At 49.2% G+C, this 21,897-nt stretch carries 20 protein-coding genes; 5 read left to right on the top strand and 15 right to left on the bottom strand.

Going from position 1 to position 21,897, the window contains the following annotated elements; genetic code table 11:
* Window position 1: 1 nt before the first annotated feature.
* On the bottom strand, window positions 2-1,114 hold the full coding sequence (gene mltB, locus EAH77_RS12250) for a lytic murein transglycosylase B (RefSeq protein ID WP_140472994.1): 1,113 nt from the start codon (window positions 1,112-1,114) through the stop codon (window positions 2-4).
* Window positions 1,115-1,439: 325 nt separating this feature from the next.
* Here mltB and mutS point away from each other — a divergent pair, with 325 nt between their 5' ends.
* Window positions 1,440-3,995 (top strand): DNA mismatch repair protein MutS, encoded by a 2,556-nt coding sequence (gene mutS / locus EAH77_RS12245; protein ID WP_140472992.1) that lies wholly within the window; start codon window positions 1,440-1,442, stop codon window positions 3,993-3,995.
* Between the two features lie 171 nt (window positions 3,996-4,166).
* Here the strand turns inward: mutS and rpoS are convergent, their stop codons facing one another.
* From rpoS to surE, 4 genes are all read right to left on the bottom strand, one after another.
* A complete protein-coding gene (rpoS, locus tag EAH77_RS12240) occupies window positions 4,167-5,168 on the bottom strand; it encodes an RNA polymerase sigma factor RpoS (RefSeq protein ID WP_140472990.1) in 1,002 nt (333 codons plus the stop codon).
* Window positions 5,169-5,218: 50 nt separating this feature from the next.
* Entirely contained in the window at window positions 5,219-6,223 is a 1,005-nt protein-coding gene (gene nlpD, locus EAH77_RS12235; RefSeq protein ID WP_140472988.1) for a murein hydrolase activator NlpD, read from the bottom strand.
* 243 nt (window positions 6,224-6,466) lie between these two features.
* The gene (locus tag EAH77_RS12230) at window positions 6,467-7,093 is read right to left on the bottom strand and encodes a protein-L-isoaspartate(D-aspartate) O-methyltransferase (RefSeq protein ID WP_140472986.1); all 627 of its coding nucleotides are present in this window, start codon (window positions 7,091-7,093) and stop codon (window positions 6,467-6,469) included.
* Window positions 7,083-7,847, bottom strand: a complete 765-nt coding sequence (gene surE, locus EAH77_RS12225) for a 5'/3'-nucleotidase SurE (RefSeq protein ID WP_140472984.1) — start codon at window positions 7,845-7,847, stop codon at window positions 7,083-7,085. The genes EAH77_RS12230 and surE overlap by 11 nt, the downstream gene beginning before the upstream one ends.
* Window positions 7,848-8,141: 294 nt before the next feature.
* On the opposite strand from surE, the gene EAH77_RS12220 reads away from it, so the two are divergent.
* The 4 genes from EAH77_RS12220 to EAH77_RS12205 all read left to right on the top strand — a co-directional run bounded on the left by EAH77_RS12220 (window position 8,142) and on the right by EAH77_RS12205 (window position 12,362).
* Window positions 8,142-8,519, top strand: coding sequence for a GtrA family protein (locus EAH77_RS12220; RefSeq protein WP_241673447.1), 378 nt, complete (start codon window positions 8,142-8,144; stop codon window positions 8,517-8,519).
* Between the two features lie 377 nt (window positions 8,520-8,896).
* Entirely contained in the window at window positions 8,897-9,880 is a 984-nt protein-coding gene (locus EAH77_RS12215; protein WP_241673446.1) for a glycosyltransferase family 2 protein, read from the top strand.
* The gene (locus tag EAH77_RS12210; protein WP_140472982.1) at window positions 9,880-10,218 is read left to right on the top strand and encodes an EamA family transporter; all 339 of its coding nucleotides are present in this window, start codon (window positions 9,880-9,882) and stop codon (window positions 10,216-10,218) included. Before EAH77_RS12215 ends, EAH77_RS12210 begins: the two co-directional genes overlap by 1 nt.
* Before the next feature lie 50 nt (window positions 10,219-10,268).
* Window positions 10,269-12,362 carry a DUF7024 domain-containing protein gene (locus tag EAH77_RS12205; RefSeq protein ID WP_161985796.1) on the top strand — a complete coding sequence of 698 codons (2,094 nt, stop codon included), beginning with the start codon at window positions 10,269-10,271 and terminating at the stop codon, window positions 12,360-12,362.
* Between the two features lie 709 nt (window positions 12,363-13,071).
* Here EAH77_RS12205 and EAH77_RS12200 read toward each other — a convergent pair.
* The 10 genes from EAH77_RS12200 to cysG all read right to left on the bottom strand — a co-directional run bounded on the left by EAH77_RS12200 (window position 13,072) and on the right by cysG (window position 21,649).
* Window positions 13,072-13,455 carry a hypothetical protein gene (locus EAH77_RS12200; RefSeq protein WP_140472978.1) on the bottom strand — a complete coding sequence of 128 codons (384 nt, stop codon included), beginning with the start codon at window positions 13,453-13,455 and terminating at the stop codon, window positions 13,072-13,074.
* A gap of 636 nt (window positions 13,456-14,091) precedes the next feature.
* A complete protein-coding gene (gene truD / locus EAH77_RS12190) occupies window positions 14,092-15,138 on the bottom strand; it encodes a tRNA pseudouridine(13) synthase TruD (RefSeq protein WP_140473087.1) in 1,047 nt (348 codons plus the stop codon).
* Window positions 15,139-15,157: 19 nt separating this feature from the next.
* Window positions 15,158-15,631 (bottom strand): 2-C-methyl-D-erythritol 2,4-cyclodiphosphate synthase, encoded by a 474-nt coding sequence (ispF, locus tag EAH77_RS12185; protein WP_140472976.1) that lies wholly within the window; start codon window positions 15,629-15,631, stop codon window positions 15,158-15,160.
* Window positions 15,631-16,350, bottom strand: coding sequence for a 2-C-methyl-D-erythritol 4-phosphate cytidylyltransferase (gene ispD / locus EAH77_RS12180; protein ID WP_140472974.1), 720 nt, complete (start codon window positions 16,348-16,350; stop codon window positions 15,631-15,633). Before ispD ends, ispF begins: the two co-directional genes overlap by 1 nt.
* A 2-nt stretch (window positions 16,351-16,352) precedes the next feature.
* Window positions 16,353-16,676, bottom strand: a complete 324-nt coding sequence (gene ftsB / locus EAH77_RS12175) for a cell division protein FtsB (protein WP_140472972.1) — start codon at window positions 16,674-16,676, stop codon at window positions 16,353-16,355.
* Window positions 16,677-16,841: 165 nt separating this feature from the next.
* Window positions 16,842-17,198 (bottom strand): DUF3561 family protein, encoded by a 357-nt coding sequence (locus EAH77_RS12170; protein WP_140472970.1) that lies wholly within the window; start codon window positions 17,196-17,198, stop codon window positions 16,842-16,844.
* Between the two features lie 61 nt (window positions 17,199-17,259).
* Window positions 17,260-17,865, bottom strand: coding sequence for an adenylyl-sulfate kinase (gene cysC / locus EAH77_RS12165; RefSeq protein WP_140472968.1), 606 nt, complete (start codon window positions 17,863-17,865; stop codon window positions 17,260-17,262).
* A 1-nt stretch (window position 17,866) separates the two neighbouring features.
* A complete protein-coding gene (gene cysN / locus EAH77_RS12160; RefSeq protein WP_140472966.1) occupies window positions 17,867-19,294 on the bottom strand; it encodes a sulfate adenylyltransferase subunit CysN in 1,428 nt (475 codons plus the stop codon).
* Between the two features lie 12 nt (window positions 19,295-19,306).
* Window positions 19,307-20,215: a sulfate adenylyltransferase subunit CysD gene (cysD, locus tag EAH77_RS12155; protein WP_140472965.1), complete on the bottom strand. Its 909-nt coding sequence runs from the start codon at window positions 20,213-20,215 to the stop codon at window positions 19,307-19,309.
* Window positions 20,216-20,224: 9 nt separating this feature from the next.
* Complete coding sequence (gene cysG / locus EAH77_RS12150) at window positions 20,225-21,649, bottom strand: siroheme synthase CysG (protein WP_140472963.1); 1,425 nt, start codon at window positions 21,647-21,649, stop codon at window positions 20,225-20,227.
* Window positions 21,650-21,897: the final 248 nt, after the last annotated feature.

Below are 21,897 nucleotides of genomic sequence, written 5' to 3'. Positions count from 1 at the left end.
CTCAGTTCCCCTGCCTTGCCTTACTGACTGCCTCACCCAGTTGCCACACGGCCATTGCATAATGCGTGCTGTGGTTATAACGGGTGATGGTGTAGAAATTCGGCAGACCGTACCAATACTGGAAATTCTGGCCCATATCCAGGCGCAGCAGGCTGGCTTCCTGATAATTGCCCAGCGAACCCAACGGGCTAAGGCCAGCGGCTTTCAAGGTAAACAACGGATACTTGGTTTTAAAACCGTTTTCAAGCAGCGGAGCCTGGCCGGTCGCAGGTATCGCCACTGGTGCCCCTTTCGTCCAACCATGGGCTTTAAAATAATTGGCAACGCTGCCAATGGCATCCACCGGATCCCATAAATTGGCATGCCCGTCACCGTTGAAGTCCACCGCATAGTCTTTATAAGAGGATGGCATAAATTGGCCGTAACCCATGGCACCGGCGAAAGAACCACGCAAACTTAGCGGATCATCTTGTTCCTGACGGCACATCAGCAGGAAAGTTTCCAACTCGCCCTGGAAATAGTCGGCACGGCGTGGATAAGCAAAGGAGAGCGTCGCCAGCGCATCAATGATGCGGGTCTTACCCATCACTCGGCCCCAACGGGTTTCCACCCCAATGATACCGACGATAATTTCCGGCGGCACGCCGTAAACTTGCTCTGCGCGTTGCAATGCCTCTTGGTATTGATTCCAGAAAGCCACGCCGTTTTGCACGTTATCTGGCGTGATGAACTTAGCGCGATAACGCAACCAAGCTCCATTTGGCCCTGACGGCGGCCCAGCCGTTGGCGCTTGTTGATCCATCAAGCGCAATACAAATTCCAAACGCTTGGTTTGAGCCAAAACATCGTGCAACTGCTGGCGGTCAAAACCGTGCTCGGTGACCATCTTGTCAACGAACTGGTTCATTCCTGCATCGTAGGCAAAATCACCATTTTGCAACTGGCCAGTGTGCTCGGGTTTTAGAAGAAAACCGCCACTCGTCGCGGCCGCTACAGTTGCGGTACTGTTTCCACCTGAGAAGGGATTGCGTGGCCCTTCAGGAGGAGGAGTCGGCTTGCTACTGCAGGCAGCAAGCAGGGTAATAACAGGAAGAATGGCAGCCAAATGACGCATCAGATATCCATATAGCCATGCAAGAAATAAGTGAAGGCTATGTTAAAGCATTGCCCTGCGTGAACAAACTGGAATATGGATTTGAATTACATTGCATCTTTGCGGCAATCCTCGAACTTTTACCTGTGACAGCCCGTTACTGGCTGGGCTAGTATAGCGGGGTGAAAGCACCATCTGGCATGGCCATTTTTTGATGATGTTATTACATTATCGCCTGTGTATTGCCCGCCCTTTCACGCGGGATTCAGTGAAACTGATGTGATACTCGAATGAGAAAAATGAAATCACACATTCTTAAAATTCAATGGATTAAAAGAACACATCTATGAGTAATAATGCCGCAACCGACGCCCACACCCCCATGATGCAGCAGTACCTGCGCCTGAAAGCCGAGAACCCTGAGATCCTGATGTTTTACCGCATGGGAGATTTCTATGAGCTGTTCTATGACGATGCAAAGCGCGCCTCGCAGTTGCTGGATATTTCCCTTACTAAACGCGGTGCTTCGGCCGGAGAACCTATTCCAATGGCGGGGGTGCCCTATCACGCCGTCGAAGGTTATTTAGCAAAATTAGTGCAACTTGGTGAGTCGGTCGCCATTTGCGAGCAAATTGGGGATCCGGCGCTCAGTAAAGGCCCGGTTGAGCGTAAAGTCGTGCGCATTGTTACGCCAGGCACGGTCAGCGATGAAGCCCTGCTCAATGAGCGCCATGACAACTTGCTGGCAGCCATTTGGCAGGATGGTCGTGGTTTTGGATATGCCACGCTGGATATCAGCTCAGGCCGTTTTCGCGTGGCGCAGCCAGAAGATCTGGAAACCATGGCGGCTGAAATACAGCGTACCAATCCGGCAGAACTGCTTTACCCGGAAAGTTTTGAAGCCATGCAGCTTATCTCTTCCCGCCGCGGCCTGCGCCGCCGGCCGATGTGGGAATTTGAACTGGAGACGGCTAAACAGCAGCTCAACCTGCAATTTGGCACCCGTGATCTAAGTGGTTTCGGCGTAGAGCAGGCACCGCAGGCACTACGCGCTGCGGGCTGCCTGCTGCAATATGTGAAAGATACGCAGCGCACCGCCCTGCCACACATCCGCGGCGTCACCATGGAGCGCTTGCAGGATGGCATCATTATGGACGCCGCCACCCGCCGTAATCTGGAATTGACACAAAACTTGTCGGGAGGCGTAGAAAATACGCTGGCGGCGATCCTCGATCACGCCGTAACACCGATGGGCAGCCGCATGCTCAAGCGCTGGATCCACATGCCAACGCGCGATGTAAAAGTGTTGAACCATCGTCAGTTGGCATTGGGATCATTGCAGGATCTGAGCGCTGAGTTGCAGCCGGTTTTGCGTCAGGTTGGTGATCTGGAACGTATCCTTGCCCGTCTGGCACTGCGCAGTGCGCGCCCACGCGACTTAGCCCGTATGCGCCACGCATTACAACAACTGCCGGAAATCCGCGCCTTGTTGCAACCGCTGGAACCAGACCATATCCAAACGCTGGTGAAAAACTGCGGTGAATTTAATGAACTGGTCGCCTTGCTGGAATACGCCGTGGTTGAATCCCCCCCGGTATTGGTGCGCGACGGCGGTGTGATAGCACCGGGCTATAACGCCGAACTGGATGAATGGCGTGCACTTGCGGATGGCGCGACCGATTACCTCGATCAGTTGGAGATCCGCGAACGCGAAAAGCTGGGGCTGGATACGCTTAAGGTTGGTTTTAACGGCGTGCACGGTTACTTCATTCAGGTTAGCCGCGGGCAGAGCCACTTAGTTCCTATTCACTATGTCCGCCGCCAGACACTGAAAAATGCTGAGCGCTATATCATTCCTGAACTTAAGGAATATGAAGACAAAGTACTCACGTCGAAAGGCAAGGCACTTTCCCTGGAAAAAGCGTTATACGAAGAGTTGTTTGATCTGCTGATGCCGCATCTTGATGCGCTGCAACAAAGCGCCAGCGCGCTGGCGGAGCTGGACGTGTTGAGTAATCTGGCAGAACGGGCTTATACGCTGAACTACGCCTGCCCGACGCTGAGCGATAAACCAGGGATTCACATTACCGGTGGCCGTCATCCGGTAGTAGAACAGGTGCTTAGCGAACCCTTTATCTCCAACCCGCTCGTCATGTCGCCACATCGCCGCATGTTGATCATTACCGGCCCGAACATGGGCGGTAAAAGTACCTATATGCGCCAGGCTGCGCTGATTGTACTGATGGCGCATATTGGTTGCTACGTACCTGCCGAGCAAGCAGTCATTGGCCCGGTAGACCGCATATTCACCCGCGTGGGTGCGGCGGATGATCTCGCGTCCGGGCGTTCGACATTTATGGTGGAAATGACCGAAACGGCCAATATTTTACACAACGCCACAGAAAACAGCCTGGTCCTGATGGATGAAATTGGCCGTGGCACATCAACTTATGACGGGCTGTCTCTGGCCTGGGCCTGTGCGGAAAGCCTGACCAACCGTATTAAAGCCATGACGCTGTTCGCCACCCACTATTTCGAGCTGACAACCCTGCCGGAAAAAATGGAAGGTGCGGTGAATGTCCACCTCGACGCCATCGAGCATGGGGATACCATTGCCTTTATGCACAGCGTTCAGGAGGGTGCGGCGAGTAAGAGCTATGGCCTGGCCGTTGCGGCACTGGCGGGGGTTCCGCGTGATGTTATCAAACGGGCGCGACAGAAACTGAAAGAGCTGGAAACCCTCTCCAACAGCGCAGCAGCCAGTAAAGTGGATGGTCCGCAACTGGCACTGCTGACAGAAGAGGTGTCACCAGCCGTAGAGGCGCTTGAAGCGCTTGATGTCGACTCGCTGTCACCGCGCCAGGCACTGGAGTGGATCTACCGTTTGAAGGATATGGTCTGACACGTACAGATTTATCCAAAATCATTGGCGTTACAGCAAGGCTGCAGTAGCCGTCAAGGATGAAGGATAAAAGGCATAAAAAAACGGTGGGTATAAACCCACCGTTTTTATTGGGTACAGACTGTCTGAGTCCTGCATCCGTTCAGTTTGTTACGTTGCTAAGCGGGCAATTTACTCGCGAAACAGGGCTTCAATACTCAGTCCCTGTGCCTGCAAAATCTCGCGCAGGCGGCGCAACCCTTCAACCTGAATCTGACGAACTCGTTCACGCGTCAAACCGATTTCACGGCCCACATCTTCCAGCGTTGCAGCTTCATAACCTAACAGGCCAAAGCGACGCGCCAGAACTTCACGTTGTTTTGCGTTCAACTCGAATAACCACTTAACGATACTCTGTTTCATATCGTCGTCTTGTGTGGTGTCTTCAGGGCCGTTTTCTTTTTCGTCGGCCAGAATGTCTAACAGCGCTTTTTCAGAGTCACCACCCAACGGGGTATCTACTGAAGTAATACGCTCATTCAGGCGCAACATACGGCTGACGTCATGTACCGGCTTGTCGAGTTGCTCAGCAATCTCTTCAGCGCTCGGCTCATGGTCCAGTTTATGCGCAAGTTCACGTGCAGTACGCAGGTAAACGTTCAACTCTTTAACGATGTGAATTGGTAAGCGGATAGTACGGGTTTGGTTCATAATCGCCCGTTCAATCGTCTGACGAATCCACCATGTAGCGTAAGTGGAAAAGCGGAAACCGCGTTCCGGGTCAAATTTTTCAACTGCGCGGATCAGACCCAGGTTACCTTCCTCGATCAAATCCAGCAGTGCCAGACCGCGATTACTGTAGCGGCGGGCAATTTTAACCACCAAACGCAGGTTACTTTCGATCATACGGCGGCGAGATGGAACATCTCCCCGCAGCGCACGGCGTGCAAAATAAACCTCTTCTTCTGCGGTTAGCAGAGGAGAGTAACCGATCTCACCAAGGTACAGTTGAGTTGCGTCCAGCACTCTTTGGCTTACAGCCTGTGACAACAACTCTTCTTCAGCATCAGCGTCAGTGGTGTCGTTATCAGCAGTCTCTTCGACTGTGTTTTTCTCGTCAAAGGCTTCAGCGCTGTTCTCATCGAAATCTACATCATCATGTAACTCGTTAACTTTCAGCGTATTCTGACTCATAAGCTGCTCCTACCCGTGGTCCCGAGGGCAGAATCAAGACTCTGCCCGAGTTATCGCTGCGGAAGATAACGCAGCGGGTTTACGGATTTCCCCTTGTAACGAATTTCAAAATGCAATCTAACTGAACTGGTTCCGGTGCTACCCATGGTTGCTATTTTCTGTCCCGCCTGCACTTCTTGTTGTTCCCGGACCAGCATTGAATCGTTATGAGCATAGGCGGACAGGTAATCATCATTGTGTTTGATGATGATTAGATTACCGTAACCGCGAAGAGCATTACCTGCATAAACGACACGCCCTGAAGCGGTAGCTAAGACAGGCTGTCCACGCGAACCAGCGATATCGATCCCCTTATTTCCCCCTTCGGAAGCTGAGAAATTATCGATAATCTTCCCGTCAGTCGGCCATTTCCAGGTGGAAATCGGACCGCCATTAGTCGTCGTGCTGGTGACAGGAGTACTGGCTACGGCAACAGGTGCTGGGGTGGTGACCACACCTGATGAAGGCAACATTTTACCTACATTCTGTTTACCCGAAGAATCAGAATACGTGGTAGTTGGTTGAGATGCAACCACCGTTCCCTGGATTAATCCTACAGAAGGCGCTTTCGGAACACCGCCATTCGTGGCATCGGTGGAAGCTAACATTCCCCCCGTGCTGGCGTTGGATGAGACGTTATTAATTTGTACGGTCTGGCCGACATTCAGATTATAAGGGGCAGCGATATTGTTACGCGCAGCAAGGTCTCTGAAGTCATTGCCGGTGATCCAGGCGATATAAAATAGCGTGTCACCACGCTTCACCTGATAAGTGCTTCCGCTGTAACTTCCTTTCGGAATTGCGTTATAACTGCGGTTATAAACGATGTGCCCCTCAGGGCTTGTCGTGGTCGTCACCGGTGCGGAATTCAGAGTATTCTGACCTCCGCCGCCGCCGTTGACGCTGCTAATTGGGGCCGAAGTCGAGGCATTATTGGTACATCCCACCATCCAGGCGCTGACAAATGTACACACCGCAATGCGGCTTAAGGTTTTCATTGGGCTTCCCGTGCTCATATTTCCCCCGTTACGGCAATCTCAGAATCTATCTATTCACCGCTCACACGCCGCCACATGCGGTCTGAATGCCAATTGACACAGTGAAAGCGGGTAACACATCCAGGCTAAGCTCTTGCCCACCCGATGGCGACAGTAAAAAAACTGTAGGGGATGCTATCAACATCGCCATTACAGCACCATATATCAGTTGTATTTAAATTTTAAGGGTTTAGTCCTGAACAACGCGGCCAGAAAAAGGATTCAGGCCAGTTCACCTTTTACTAAGGGGACAAATCGGACCGCTTCAATATTTTCGACAACAAATTCGCTGCCACGTCGCGTGATGCGCTGAAGTGTCTGATTCTGCTCACCAACCGGCAGGATCATAACCCCGCCCTCGTCCAGTTGCGAAAGCAAATCCTGAGGGATTTCGGGGGGGGCGGCCGTCACGATAATCGCATCAAAGGGGCCGCGTGACGGCCAGCCTTCCCAGCCGTCACCGTGCCGGGTCGAGACATTATGTAAATCGAGCTGTTTCAGGCGGCGCTTCGCTTGCCACTGCAGCCCCTTGATGCGTTCAACGGAAAAAACGTGCTCGACCAAATGCGCCAGAATCGCCGTCTGATAACCCGAGCCTGTACCAATTTCCAACACCCGCGAGGCAGGTGTAAGGCGCAGCAGTTCGGTCATTCTCGCCACAGTGTAAGGTTGCGAAATCGTCTGACCAGACCCGATGGGTAGTGCGGTATTTTCGTAGGCTTTGTGCTGAAAGGCTTCATCGACAAAACGCTCACGCGGCACGGTTTCGATGGCGTGCAGCAAATTTTCATCCTTAATACCCTGCTGGCGCAGCTGCTCCAGCAAGTTGTACATCGGTTTATTCACCATGCCTGTTGACCCCGGTTTTAGCTAACCACGCATTGACCACATCCTGAGCCGCATAAGCGGTTAAATCGACCTGAAGCGGCGTGACGGAGACATATCCTTGCGCGACAGCGGCAAAGTCTGTGTCGGGCGCGATATCAAACTTATCACCCGGTGGGCCAATCCAATACAAATCTTGCCCACGTGGGTCCTGCTGGCAAAACACCAGCTCGGCAGGATGACGGCTGCCGCAGCGAGTAACGCGAATACCTTTAATCTCAGAGAGCGGTAAATCAGGCACATTGATATTGAGGATTTTACCGGTGCGCATCGGCTCGGCGGCCAGAGCACGTAAAATCCGGCAGGTAATGATGGCCGCGGTATCGTAATATTGATGGCCGTCGAGGGAGACCGCGAGCGCCGGATACCCAAGATGTCGACCTTCCATCGCTGCCGCTACGGTACCGGAATAAATCACATCATCGCCAAGATTCGGCCCCGCATTGATACCCGATACGACGATATCAGGACGCGGCCTCATCAGCGAGTTTACCCCCAGATAAACGCAGTCTGTTGGCGTGCCGTTAATTACTGCGGTGTCGCCGTTGGGATAGGACTGAATACGCAAAGGACCATCCAGCGTAAGGGCATTAGAGGCGCCACTGCGATTGCGATCGGGGGCCACCAGTTTCACATCAGCAAACTGTCGCAGCGCGGCAGCCAGCGTCTGTATCCCCGGCGCAAGAACGCCGTCGTCGTTACTCAGTAATATCCGCACCCTTAATGTAACTTATTGATTTTTATAAGCGGAAGTTTGATATTCATATTTTTTTATCCGGTTATTTATCCTGTTCCAGTCTGACTGCTCAATTTTCTGGCGCATGGAGGAAGGGAATTGATAGTGTATTCTAGCGACATGGGCAGGATAGTGGTAGGCGAAAATGTCTGACTTTATTCAGGCTCTTTAATGAAGCTCCTCCATGATTCAGCGCAGCATGAAGTTATCTTTCATTAAGGTTGTAAGATAAATCTCAAATGGTAAAATCCGCTGAAATTTTTCAAGGTTGACACTGTGAAATCATTAACGGCACACAGACAGGCTGTGGCGTATGCATCTGTTGGCTTAGTTAACACCGCCATCACCGCAGTCGCTATATTCGCGCTTATGCACTTCGGCCTGGGACTCTATCTATCCAACGCCTGTGGGTACATTTTCGGTATAATTTTTAGCTTTGTTGCAAACTCTATTTTTACTTTTTCAAAATCTCTATCACTTTCCAGGCTGGCTAAATTTCTCATAGCGAGTTTGGCGTGTTGGATTATCAACATTTTCGCGATCAAGTTATTTTTGTTGGCATTCCCGTCGCAAATTTACATTTCTCAGTTAGTCGGCATGGGTGCATATACAGTGTCTGGGTTTTTTATAAACAAATTATGGGTAATGAAATGACTAGCAATCACCACAAGAAACGCCTATTAACCGATTGATTATTAATCACAAAAACATAAACTTTATGTAAAAAACACTTAAAAAATTGAGTTTGTAACTCATTGAGTTAACGAGAAGCAATGTGAGTTTTGCAGAACAACTTCCAACAACTTAAAAGCCACTCGCGCGAAGCATTTCAAGCCTATAATGGTGCTTTACCCTAATTGGTTATGGACAGAACAGAGCAGAGCAAAAACGAACTGAGATCTCGACTATATGATTTGATATTAACCCTTAACGGACTAAGTAAAATCATCTATCATTGCTACTGCTTGTAACACTATCTCAAATAAAGTTTTTGGTTAGGCAGTATAATCTTCTACAATCGGCTGTAATTTATGGGTGCGTTGGATAATATGGAACATAATGCAATTAACATAGCTGTTGTTATACCTTCATACAAAGTCAAAAAGCACATATTAAATGTTTTAAACAAAATAGGTCCTGAGGTTAAAAAAATCTATGTGATCGATGACTGCTGTCCTGATGGAAGCGGAGATTTTGTTAAAGAAAATTGCAGCGATGAACGAGTCGTCGTTATCAAACACGATACCAACCAAGGGGTCGGTGGGGCGGTAATGACCGGATATTCGGCCGCCCTAGAAGATGGGATAGACATTATTGTCAAGATTGATGGTGACGATCAAATGGACCCCTCTTTAATTCGGATATTTGTGGCACCAATTCTTGCTGGCGATGCTGATTACACAAAAGGTAATAGATTTTTTAACCTTGATAACATAAACGTAATGCCTAAAGTTAGGCTATTTGGGAATGCCGTTCTTTCCTTTATGACTAAATTATCATCTGGATATTGGGATCTATTCGACCCTACAAATGGGTATACAGCAATTCACGCTGATGTGATTAGGCATTTACCCATGAAGAAAATATCTAAAAGATATTTTTTTGAATCTGATATGCTTTTTAGACTTAACACGCTTAAGGCTGTAGTAGTCGACATACCAATGGATGCGAAATATGATGATGAAGAAAGCAATCTAAAAATAAAAGCAATCATTGGTGATTTTATTTTCAAACACTCTCGGAATTTTTTTAAACGCGTATTTTATAATTACTATCTGCGCGACATGTCACTAGCTTCTTTCGAGTTACCAATTGGTATTCTATTCCTAATGTTTGGTTTCATAACCGGAGTATTGGGCTGGATAAATGGTGTCCAATCAGGCATACCAGCGACACCTGGCACTGTCATGCTTTCAGGGTTGCCCATTATACTAGGACTGCAACTAATATTAGCATTTATAGGCCATGATATTAGTAACGTCCCAAGAAGAACATTCCATAACAGGTATAAATAATGTTTTATATTGTTGCATTCATATGCGTCCTTGGTATAGCTGTTGGACAGATTTTATTCAAATTAAGCGCTATAGAGCTACATAAGACTGGTAGTATCTTCGCACAAACTACATTGATTATGATGGTTAGTGCTTTTGCGCTTTATGGATTAACCACTCTGGCGTGGATATGGGTTCTTCAAAAAATAGATCTTGGAAAAGCATATCCATTAATGGCTTTTGCATTTGTTTTAGTCCCGATAGGAAGTTATTTAATTCTGGGTGAGAAATTCAATCAACAATATTTCATAGGCGTTGCTTTTATTATTGTTGGTATTATATTAGCAGTCAGGTCATAGGGAAACCTTGTAATTTCCTGACTAATTTATAAAAGATTTAAGGTTTAATGATGAAAAATACATTACCTAAAATAAAAACAAATACATTTTTTATTTTAATAATAATATTAGCTGTTGTTTTTTTAATTGCAAGAAACATGGGTTTGTACCCAACTGTGTTTGCTGATGAATATACTTACAGTAAGTTTTCAAGGCTTCTTCCTCTAGGAGATTCTACACTCCCAAACTATCTTTTTTTATCTATATATAGCGTTACAGATCTTTGTGGGGCGGGATTCCTGGAATGCGCACGATTGTTAAACGTACTTTTTTTTGTGCTGTCCTCGCCATTCATCTATCTTATTGGAAGAAATTTTACCGGACATAAGACATCGTTACTAATAGCCTTTCTATCGATGCTATCTCCAATAAACACCTACACGGCATATTTTATGCCAGAGTCATTGTACTACTTATCTTTTTGGGTATTAACATATTTAGTCTTGAGTCTCAAAAAAGAAAGTGATTTATCAAATTGGCTTTTTATGGGTTTCGTTTTTGGCCTCAGTGCATTAATCAAGCCTCACGCTTTACTTTTAGTCCCAGCACTCGTTGTATATTTTTTAATAATTCACATTCATGGCGGAAAAGAGAATAAGGATGCATCAAGTTATGTGAATTATCTCGGGTTGTTAGCAGCGGCTATTGCAACAAAAATAATAATTGGTTATGTTTTAGCTGGCAAACCCGGTATAACAATTTTTGGCTCTACATATACATCTATGGCTTCTGGGGCAGTTGACTCAGGACATTATATTAACCTAATTAAAATTGCCTTAAGTAATTTGCAAGGTCACTTACTTTCATTATTCATTTTATTTTCAGTACCAGTATGCCACTTAATATTCATGTCTCGGCATTTTTTTAAACATGAAGAAAATCAACAAAATGTAGTGAAAATTACACTTTACACTTCTTTGATTTTATCCTCACTTTTAATTGTAGTCACTTTTTTTACCGCATCTGTCTCTGGCTCAGGGCCTTATGAAACTATATCCAGATTGCACATGCGCTATTATAATTTTGCTTTCCCCCTTCTTATTCTTGTCGTTGCTTCACAATTAAATGAAAATGTGAACCCCACTACTAGAAAATGGCGAGCAATAATTGGATTGCCTATCCTCGCAGCATTAAGTTATGGGGTTTTTACAAAATTAGCACCCTACTCTCCAAACTTCATTGATAGCCCAGAACTTAGAGGATTTATTTATAGCACGCCTGCTTTTTATGTACTAAGCTTTATGTCTATAATTTCACTTATGTTATGGATATATTCAATTAGCATTGGTGCGAAATTTTTCTTGTATTTGTTTCTGCCTTTTTCAATATTAACTTCAACTTTCTTCATCAATTACGATGTAAGAGGTCGTATTAATACAAACGTATATGATAGTGCAGGGTTATTTACAAAACAATATTTCAAGAATATTGGTATGTCTGATGAAGATATTGTTTCAAAAGTTGCAATAATCGGCCAGGACTCTGCAGGTCTCTTTCGGACATTGTTCTACATTGATAACTCTAGAATATCGATGGATGACTCAAAATCGGCAATGATAGCAACCCCGGATGTTCCAAATTATGATCTATCGAGGCTCCCCCCGGAGAAAGAATGGGCATTGGTGATTGGTGATTATCCAAAATTCGAAAATGCAAGCGTCCAGCTACCCATGAATGGTTTCACACTGGTTAAGCCTGTACCTCCAATTTATTTTTCGAAAAATACTTGGCCGGGCGTGATTTCCAAAGCTTATGGATTATCTTCAGCGGAGAAATGGGGGGCGTGGTCTATCGGGAATGTTGTAAAATTTGAGTTTTCCGATCCCCTTCCGCTTAAATTTAATATTCGTCTTACTGCACATGCTTTCGGACCTAATGTCGGAAAGGAATTCGTTGCGATTGTTGGTGGAACTTCGAAAAAATTCAAACTAGGTGAAAATGATGAGGAAAAGGTAATAACATTCGATAATGCAATGAAAACTAATTCATTACAGATCGTTGTTCCTTTCCCCTCCTCACCTAAAATATTTTCTAAGGGTCTGAATGGGGACGTGAGAAATTTAGGTATTGGTTTAGTCCAGATGACCATAGTACCGCTTCAATAAGCCATAAACTGTATCCAGAGAAAGTAAGGCATGATGTTCTTATTTTTTCCTTAAAGAAGTCCCGATGATGGGACTTCTTGTTATTTAGCTATATTTTTACAAATTATCGTCTACTTATCCTGTGTCGGGGGTGTCAAAAACCTCTGAAGCATAACTGGTTGTTCATCAAAATAAATAGACCAGCGCTGATCTGAACTGTCAACAGTACCCTGATTGTGCCACGATTCGATCGGTTGCGGTCCGCCGAAATAAGAAATAATGACTGCTTCGGTCGTATCAGTAAACTGTACGTAGAGTAATGTCATGCAAACCTCTTATTTAGAATGTATAAGCCGAGCATGACACGTTATAACATGTCGTCACATTGGCCACATATAGAGTTAAATGCAATGTCTGCGCAGTAATGATCGGAATTATGATCCTGCTTCAGCGCCGATGCCCGTCGCCGTATACCCTGCAGTTGCAGAACCACCTGCTCCATTTGAGTCAGCGGTAATAGTTATGCTGCTATACACACCTCCGCTGGCATTGTTATTAGTCGTGTTGGGTGTAAGGAATGCGTCTTTCGCATTTTTGGGAATGCGGGCGCCCGCACTAAATGAAGATAATGGGTTAGTAATCCCCGACGCGGTCATATTGACTAATACTATTGGGGCAAAAGCTACTCTTCGACCATTCTGATAACCAATCTTAAACTGGTCACTCGCATTTATTCCCCACACAGAGAATAATGTTGATTTATCGGCGTGTGGCCCGTCAAACCTTTAAGTACTTTTTGAATTGAATGACGAGTACCACGCTCACGGAAAATGCTAATCTTTATTGAGTTGCGAAATATATCGTCTGACTGCCCCGCCGTTCTCCCGTAATTATTCCCAAAAAAGTCATATGCGATCATATCCAGCCATCCGTCCGTGACCGTGCCGATCCGCGTTTGTAATTGAGCATAGAGATACAGCGAATAGCACCAAGCAAGCGCCTGCGCGCAGGCCGATAGAATAGCGTCGCGAAAAATAGAATTGTCACCGAACCAACTCGGAGGGATGAGCGCTTTTAGACGCCCGAGGATGTCATTCTGGTCACCAGTTGCCATTTAGCTCACCGCGATGGTTCCAGCATGAATGACTTGCTGCCCTGAAGCTGCAGGGTCGGATGTGCCGCTATTGAGAGTAACCGATGACAGATTAGTCACCAGCGAACTGTCATCGTAGGCGACTGTCGCCAGTTGCGTATATGGAAATAACTGTCCGAGCGATAGGCTGGCAATATATGACTGCAATGTTGAGATGACGAGGGCGACACTCGCAGAGTGGCTTCCTGATGGGTCAGTTGTGATAACCATTACAACGTTTGCCGATACCCGAACCGGCGGGAATACTCCGAAGAAAATAGTGAACCCGCGTACTGCATCAATCGCTGTATAAGCTGAGGAGATGAATCCGCTAGACGGTTGACCCGCAACCGTCGTCTACTACCGCGTAGAAATAGCCAGGTTGAGCCGTTCCGTTGTAAGCAAAATTCTCAATCAGCGTGTACGTGACGCCAGTCTGCATACTTGAAAGCGCGTAGCCAATTACCGCCTTGGTTGCCTTAGATAGCGAGGCGATCCACAGAACGAAGCGAGCGCGGAAAGCATCATCATGCGACAACATGGGGCAGCAATCACTTATAGATAGGGCGTTTAGCGTGGAAAATGCCACAGCATGAGATCGGATGAATCACTGATATATTAATCAGTAATATCCGCATCACTATTTTCCTGGCGCATCAGTTCCCGTACCACGCTGGTCGCAAAGCTGCCGGCAGGAAGCCAGAATTTCAGCTCCAGTGTGACCTCATCCCAGCTTTTCCAGCTCATGTGTAAAGGCTGAAGCATCACCGCACGCCGTGCGGGTTCGACACGTTCGCGTTTAATTAGCGATAACAACTCAGTGCAATCCGTCAGACAGTCTTGCTCGAAAGCTTCTGCAGTATCGGTGGTACCCAGCGGGCCATCACCCGGCAGAGGCGCAGTGACCAACAGTTCATTACTATCGACACGCGGCTGAAGGGTGTCAAATTCCGCTTCCGTTGCCACGAACCAACTTCCCCGCCCGCTCAGTTGCAGAGCGTCGCCCAGCATAACCTGACGGTGAGTATTGTCGGCAACACGCCGGCTGGCAATAATATTAAACATCGCGCTACGGCTGGCAGAGAGGTAGAAACTGCGCTTTGACCGCTCGTTAACGCGAATGTCGTTATTTGCCCACTTGCGTGCCTGCACCAGATTGTTGCCACCGCGCCCGAAACGCTGCTCGCCAAAGTAATTCGGCACCCCTTGAAGAAGGATGTTTTGCAGTCGCGTTTCAATATCGGCGAGATCGCTTAGCTGACGTAACACCAGCGTAAAAGCATTGCCTTTCAGGGTGCCGATGCGCATTTTTTTAAGGTGACGGACAGCGCGAATCACTTCACAACCTTCGAGCGCAAACTGGCTGAGATCCGGGTCCTGTTTACCTGGCAGATGCAGACAAAACCACTGTTCAGTGACTGCGTGACGGTCTTTCAATCCGGCATAACTGACTGAACGCGGATGAATACCTGCAAAGCGTGCCAGCTGTTCAGCCACAAATTGGGTATTGCAGCCATTTTTACGAATCCGCACCAGCAGATGCTCACCCTCGCCGTCAGGCTCAAAGCCGAGATCCTCCTCGACGATAAAATCTTCCGGGTTGGCTTTGAGCTTGCCAGTTGACAGGGGCTCGCCGTACAACCAGGTGAGGCGGGACATATCCATCGAATTATTTTCCACTGCGTCAGTCCTTGATCAACAGGGCTACGGCCTCGCAGGCAATACCTTCGCCACGGCCGGTGAAACCCAGTTGTTCAGTTGTCGTGGCTTTTACGTTCACGTCATCCATATGACATTGCAGATCTTCAGCCAGGAATACCCGCATCTGAGGAATGTGCGGTGCCATTTTTGGGGCCTGCGCAATGATCGTGATATCCAGATTACCAAGCGTATACCCTTTGGCGCGAATACGGCGATAGGCTTCGCGCAGTAGTTCGCGACTGTCAGCGCCTTTAAACGCCGGATCAGTGTCCGGGAACAGTTTACCGATATCGCCCATCGCCGCCGCGCCCAGCAGGGCGTCAGTCACCGCGTGCAGGGCGACATCACCGTCAGAATGGGCCAGCAAACCTTGCGGGTAAGGAATACGCACGCCGCCGATCACCAATGGGCCTTCGCCGCCGAATTTATGCACGTCAAAACCGTGACCGATACGCATTATGCGCTCTCCTTTTGATACAACTGGGTTAAATAGAATTCTGCCAGCGCCAAATCTTCCGGCCTGGTGACTTTAATATTGTCTGAACGCCCGGCAATCAGCATCGGATGAAATCCGCAATACTCCATCGCAGAGGCTTCATCCGTCACTGTTGCACCTTCATCCAGCGCGCGGCGCAGACAGGTTTTCAGTAATTCGAGAGGAAAAAATTGCGGCGTGAGCGCGTGCCATAACTCTTCGCGATCGACAGTATGGGCAATGTTGCTGATGCCCGGTTGACTGCGTTTCATAGTGTCGCGCACCGGTGCAGCAAGAATCCCCCCCACATTGCTGAAAGCAGAAATTGCCAGCAGCCGATTTAAATCATCAATGTGCAGACAGGGACGGGCTGCATCATGCACCAATACCCAACCTTGAGATCCGGCTTGTTCGAGACCGGCCATTACCGACTCTGCACGCTGACTGCCCCCCGTTACCGCGTGAATACGGGGATCTAAAGCAATAGGTAACTGCGCAAATTGCACATCGTGCGGGCTAAGCGACACCACAATTTTTGTGACCTGCGGACTTTGCAGCAGCGCACGGATCGAATGTTCGATCAGTGTCATACCGCCAATGGAAAGGTACTGCTTAGGACATTCTGTCTGCATACGGCTGCCGATACCGGCAGCGGGCAAAACAGCAATAATTTCTGGGGGGGAACCTGCGAAGTGGCTCATAGCTATTGTTTTAGGTTGTTTTGCGAAGTACTGATACCCGCATTACGCTTTGACTGGTCAGGCACCAGGCGATAGAAAGTCTCACCGGGCTTAATCATGCCCAGTTCATTACGCGCGCGTTCTTCGATAGCTTCCTGACCACCGGTCAAATCATCGATTTCAGCAAAGAGTTGATCATTTCGTGACTTGAGTTTGCCGTTGTTGGCCTGCTGTACCTCAACGTCGTCATTCACACGAACATAATCGTGAATACCATTCTTACCTAGCCACAGCGAATACTGTAACCAGCCAAGCAAAACCAGTAATAGCAGCGTTAATTTGCCCATCCCCGCCCCCTAAAAAAGCCGCTCAATCATCCCACAACTTTCAGCCGGACTCCACACTGACAGGGAAATTGGCGGTGAGATTCAGAGTTAAGGCCGTAATTATGGGGAAGAATGACACAATGGTTTACATAGAGATAAGAAATTGCTGAGAAAATGGTCAGAAATTTACCAGCCTGACAGGAAAGAGAAGACCGTCCAGAACATCCCCATCACTGCAACACCGGAGGCCAACAGCGTTTGCCACCAGTTACCACTAAACAACATGCTGAAAGCGATGCCGATTAACACAGCGACAGGCATCAGAGCCAGGAAGAATGGCCAGGTATAGAGGAAAAAAAACAAGGTGTTAGAGCCGTAGACCAGAAAAGGAAGAGTAAATGCCAGCCAGTAAAAAACAAAGCCTGTACAGCCGCCAAACATCGAATACGAGGGATCTTCTGCATCAGAAACCGGATCATCCGACACCGCCACGGGGCGGTCTATCCAGATCCGACTGACTATTCTGTGAAGTAATGCCTGCATAGCGTGATCCCCGTTGTAACAGTGTAGACCGGCACGTTCTGGGACGTTTGGCCGGCAACATTCAGGGATTGATAATAGCGTGGTGACGCAGTACATCTAACAATTGCGCAACCAAATGTGTTACCAATTGTTCGCCATCAAGATGCACATCCGGGGCTTGCGGTGCCTGATATTCAGAGTCGATCCCGGTGAAATTTTTCAGTTCACCGGCACGCGCTTTCTTATACAGACCTTTAGGATCGCGCGCTTCGCAGATATCCAGCGGCGTATCCACAAAGACTTCGATAAACTGCCCGTCATCCAACAAATTACGTACTATGTCACGCTCGGCACGATGGGGTGAGATAAACGCTGTCAGCACCACCAGCCCGGCATCTACCATCAGTTTGGCGACTTCGCCGACCCGGCGGATATTTTCGCGGCGGTCGTCGTCGCTAAAACCCAGGTCCCGGCACAACCCGTGACGCACATTATCGCCGTCGAGCAAATAAGTACTAACGCCCAGCGCATACAGCGCCTGTTCCAGCGCCCCGGCAACGGTAGACTTGCCGGAACCTGAAAGTCCGGTAAACCACAGCACGGCCCCTTTGTGACCATGCTGCTGTTCGCGATCCTCACGCGTCAGGGCGTGCGGATGCCAGACGACGTTCTCGTCCTGTAAAGCCATGTTATTTCCCACCTAACAGATCGCGGGCGCCCCAGTGCGGGAAGTGACGACGGATCAGACCATTAAGCTCCAGTTCGAACGCACTGAAGGCCCCCGGCTCCTGATAAACACTCTCCAGCGCCTCACGCACCAACCCGGCACCGACGGTGACGTTGGTCAGCCGGTCGATAAAGATCATTCCACCGGTCACGGCATTACTTTGGTAGTTATCCAGCACCAGCGGCTCATCAAAGGTCAGCTCAACCAGGCCAATGCCATTGAGCGGCAAAGCCTCAACAATGCGCTGGGTCAGCGAGTTGATTTCCACTTGATACTCAATATTCTCTACACGGGCACGCGCTCTCTTACCGCCAATCTTGATGTCGTAGCTCTGCCCGACACTCAGCGGCTGCTCTGCCATCCAGACAATATCAACTTTGGCATTCTGTACCGCTTTGACCGTTTCAGCTGCGTCCACCAGCAGATCGCCGCGGCTGATATCGCGCTCATCAGCCAGCACCAGCGTGATCGCTTCGCCAGCCCAGGCTTCTTGCAAGTCACCGTCGAACGTCACAATGCGCGCGATAGTCGACTCAACGCCGGAAGGCAGGACTTTGATTTTTTGCCCGACACGTATCGACCCCGACGCCAGCGTACCGGCGTAACCACGGAAATCGAGGTTAGGACGATTAACGTACTGCACCGGGAAACGCATCGGTTGCTGTTCGCGGATATTAATCACGTTGACAGTTTCCAGCACATCAAGCAGCGTCGGGCCGGTATACCAGTCCATTTTATCGCTCGGACTTGCCACGTTGTCGCCTTCAAGGGCAGAGAGCGGGACAAACTTGATATCCAGGTCGGTCGGCAACTGCTGGGCGAAATCCAGATAATCGGCTTTAAACTGCTCAAATACGCTTTCGCTGTAATCCACCAGATCCATTTTGTTCACCGCAACCACCAGGTGGCGGATCCCTAACAGGGTAGCGATAAAGCTGTGGCGACGGGTTTGATCCAGAACCCCTTTACGGGCATCGATCAGCAAAATCGCCAGGTCACAAGTCGACGCACCGGTGGCCATATTGCGGGTGTACTGCTCATGTCCCGGCGTGTCGGCAATGATGAATTTACGCTTCTCGGTAGAAAAATAGCGGTACGCCACATCAATGGTAATGCCTTGCTCGCGCTCGGCTTGCAGGCCATCGACCAGCAAGGCCAGATCGAGTTTTTCGCCCTGTGTGCCGTGACGCTTGCTGTCACTGTGCAGCGAAGAGAGCTGATCTTCATAAATCTGACGGGTGTCATGCAGTAAGCGGCCGATCAAGGTACTTTTACCGTCATCGACGCTGCCGCAGGTCAGGAAACGCAACAGGCTTTTATGCTGCTGGGCATGCAGGTAGGCTTCTACGCCGCCCTGTTCTTCAATTTGTTGTGCAATAGCATTGTTCATTTTGGTCGCTCCTCAGAAATAGCCCTGACGTTTTTTCAGTTCCATCGAACCGGCCTGGTCACGGTCAATTGCCCGTCCCTGCCGTTCACTGGTGGTCGACACCAGCATCTCTTCGATGATCTCAGGAAGCGTCTGCGCTTCAGACTCCACCGCGCCGGTCAGAGGCCAGCAGCCAAGGGTACGGAAACGCACCATTTTCTGTTCAACCACTTCGCCCGGTTGCAGGTCAATGCGATCGTCATCCACCATCAGCAACATGCCGTCACGCTCCAGCACTGGACGCGGTGCGGCCAGATAGAGTGGAACGATCTCAATGTTTTCCAGATAGATGTACTGCCAGATATCGAGCTCAGTCCAGTTGGAGAGCGGGAAGACACGGATGCTTTCGCCTTTGTTAATCTGGCCGTTGTAGTTATGCCACAGCTCCGGGCGTTGGTTTTTAGGATCCCAACGGTGGAAACGGTCACGGAATGAGTAAATACGCTCTTTGGCACGCGATTTCTCTTCGTCACGACGTGCGCCACCAAAGGCGGCATCAAAACCGTATTTGTTCAGGGCCTGTTTCAGGCCTTCGGTTTTCATGATATCGGTATGCTTGGCACTGCCGTGTACGAATGGGTTAATGCCCATCGCCACGCCTTCCGGGTTTTTATGCACCAGCAATTCAAAACCATAATTTTTGGCCGTGCGGTCGCGGAATTCATACATCTCGCGAAATTTCCAGCCCGTATCCACATGCAACAATGGGAATGGCAGAGTACCCGGGAAGAAGGCCTTGCGCGCCAGATGCAACATCACCGACGAGTCTTTACCGATGGAATACATCATCACCGGATTGGCGAATTCAGCCGCAACTTCACGGATAATATGGATACTTTCCGCCTCCAGCTGCCGTAAATGTGTGAGTCGTTTTTCGTCCATAACAGATCCTTAAGCCAAATTCACGACAGTCGGGCGTTGCACGCCGTCAGTCTGTGGATGATGCCCAAACCAGGCAAGTTGAGAGTGAAGTGCCACGACTTCACCGATCACCAGCAGCGCCGGCGTCGGCGCCTGTTGAGCTAAATGTTCAAGACTATCCAAAGTACCCGTGAGCACCTGTTGGTCTGCACGAGTACCACGTCCGATAACAGCCACCGGCGTGGAAGCCGCACGACCATGGGCGATCAATTGCTGACTAATTTCAGCCGCCTTCAGCGTGCCCATGTAAATCGCTAATGTCTGTTTGCCCTTTGCGAGGGTTTCCCACTGCACGCCATTGTCTTCAGGACGGCAATGGCCGGTCACAAAGACCACGCTTTGCGCGTGATCACGGTGTGTCAGCGGAATGCCGGCATAAGCCGTCGCCCCCGCAGCTGCGGTCACACCCGGCACCACCTGGAAAGGAATTCCGGCGGCCACGACGGCCTGTAACTCTTCACCACCGCGACCAAAAATAAACGGATCGCCGCCCTTTAGCCGCACCACTTTCTTCCCCTGCAGTGCGAGTTCCACCAGTAAGCGGTTAATATCGTCCTGCGCCACAGAATGGCTGCCTGCCCGTTTTCCCACGCAAATTCTGTCTGCGTCGCGCCGTACCAGGTCCAGCACTTCATCACTGACCAGATAGTCATAAAGCACCACGTCCGCCTGCTGCATGACCTGCAAACCGCGTAAGGTGAGTAATCCTGCATCACCCGGCCCTGCGCCGACCAGCGTCACTTCTCCGCTTTGCGAGATAGATTCCGGGTTATCTAACTGTTGCTGCAATACTTGCTCGGCCTGTGGAATCTGTCCCGCAGTGACCAGCGAAGCAAAACGGCCATCGAATGCCTGTTCCCAGAAACGGCGGCGGGCCCTCATTGAGGTAAACCGCTGTTTCACGCTTTCGCGCCATCCCCCGGCAATTTCAGCCATTTTCCCAAGACTGGCGGGGAGTAAGGTTTCCAGTTTTTCACGCAACAGACGCGCCAGCACCGGAGCAGTGCCGCTGGAGGAGATCGCGACAACAATCGGTGAACGATCGACAATTGAGGGGAAGATAAATGAACACTTCGGCTGGTCATCCACCACGTTCACCAGCAACTGCCGCTGGTTGGCCTGCTCGAAGACTTCGGCATTGAGCCTTGCATCATCCGTAGCGGCAATCACCAGAAAAACGTCATCGAGCTGTTGAGGCTCAAAGCGCTCTGCTATCCAGCTGACCTGCAACGCCTGACGACGATGTTCGAGTTCAGGAGTGAGCGATTGCGCGACGATGCGGACTGCTGCGCCGGCACGCAGTAGGAGATCAATTTTGCGTGCTGCGACTTCACCGCCACCGACAACCAGCACGGGGCGTTGTCTGAGGTCGGCAAAAATGGGTAGATAGTCCACAACGGCCTTATTTATTCGCGAAGATAATTCACACGACTATACGTGGTGGGAATAATTGATCTGAAATGACGAAATGGAATGAATAGTTCCAGAATGGAATATAGGCCACAGAATTCTTCAGCAGGTTACGGATTTCAGCAACAAAAAGAGCCCTTTGAGATAACGGGAAATTGTCTATTTGGCCGCACAATCGCATACTATTGCCCAATTAAGACCGCCATACGCGGCCTGCTGTATGCTTGAAGGAT

Source organism: Ewingella americana (assembly GCF_006438725.1).
Lineage (GTDB): Bacteria > Pseudomonadota > Gammaproteobacteria > Enterobacterales > Enterobacteriaceae > Ewingella > Ewingella americana_A.
Note: the sequence above shows the minus strand (reverse complement) of the source record. Positions and strands in the feature narration are given on the sequence as shown.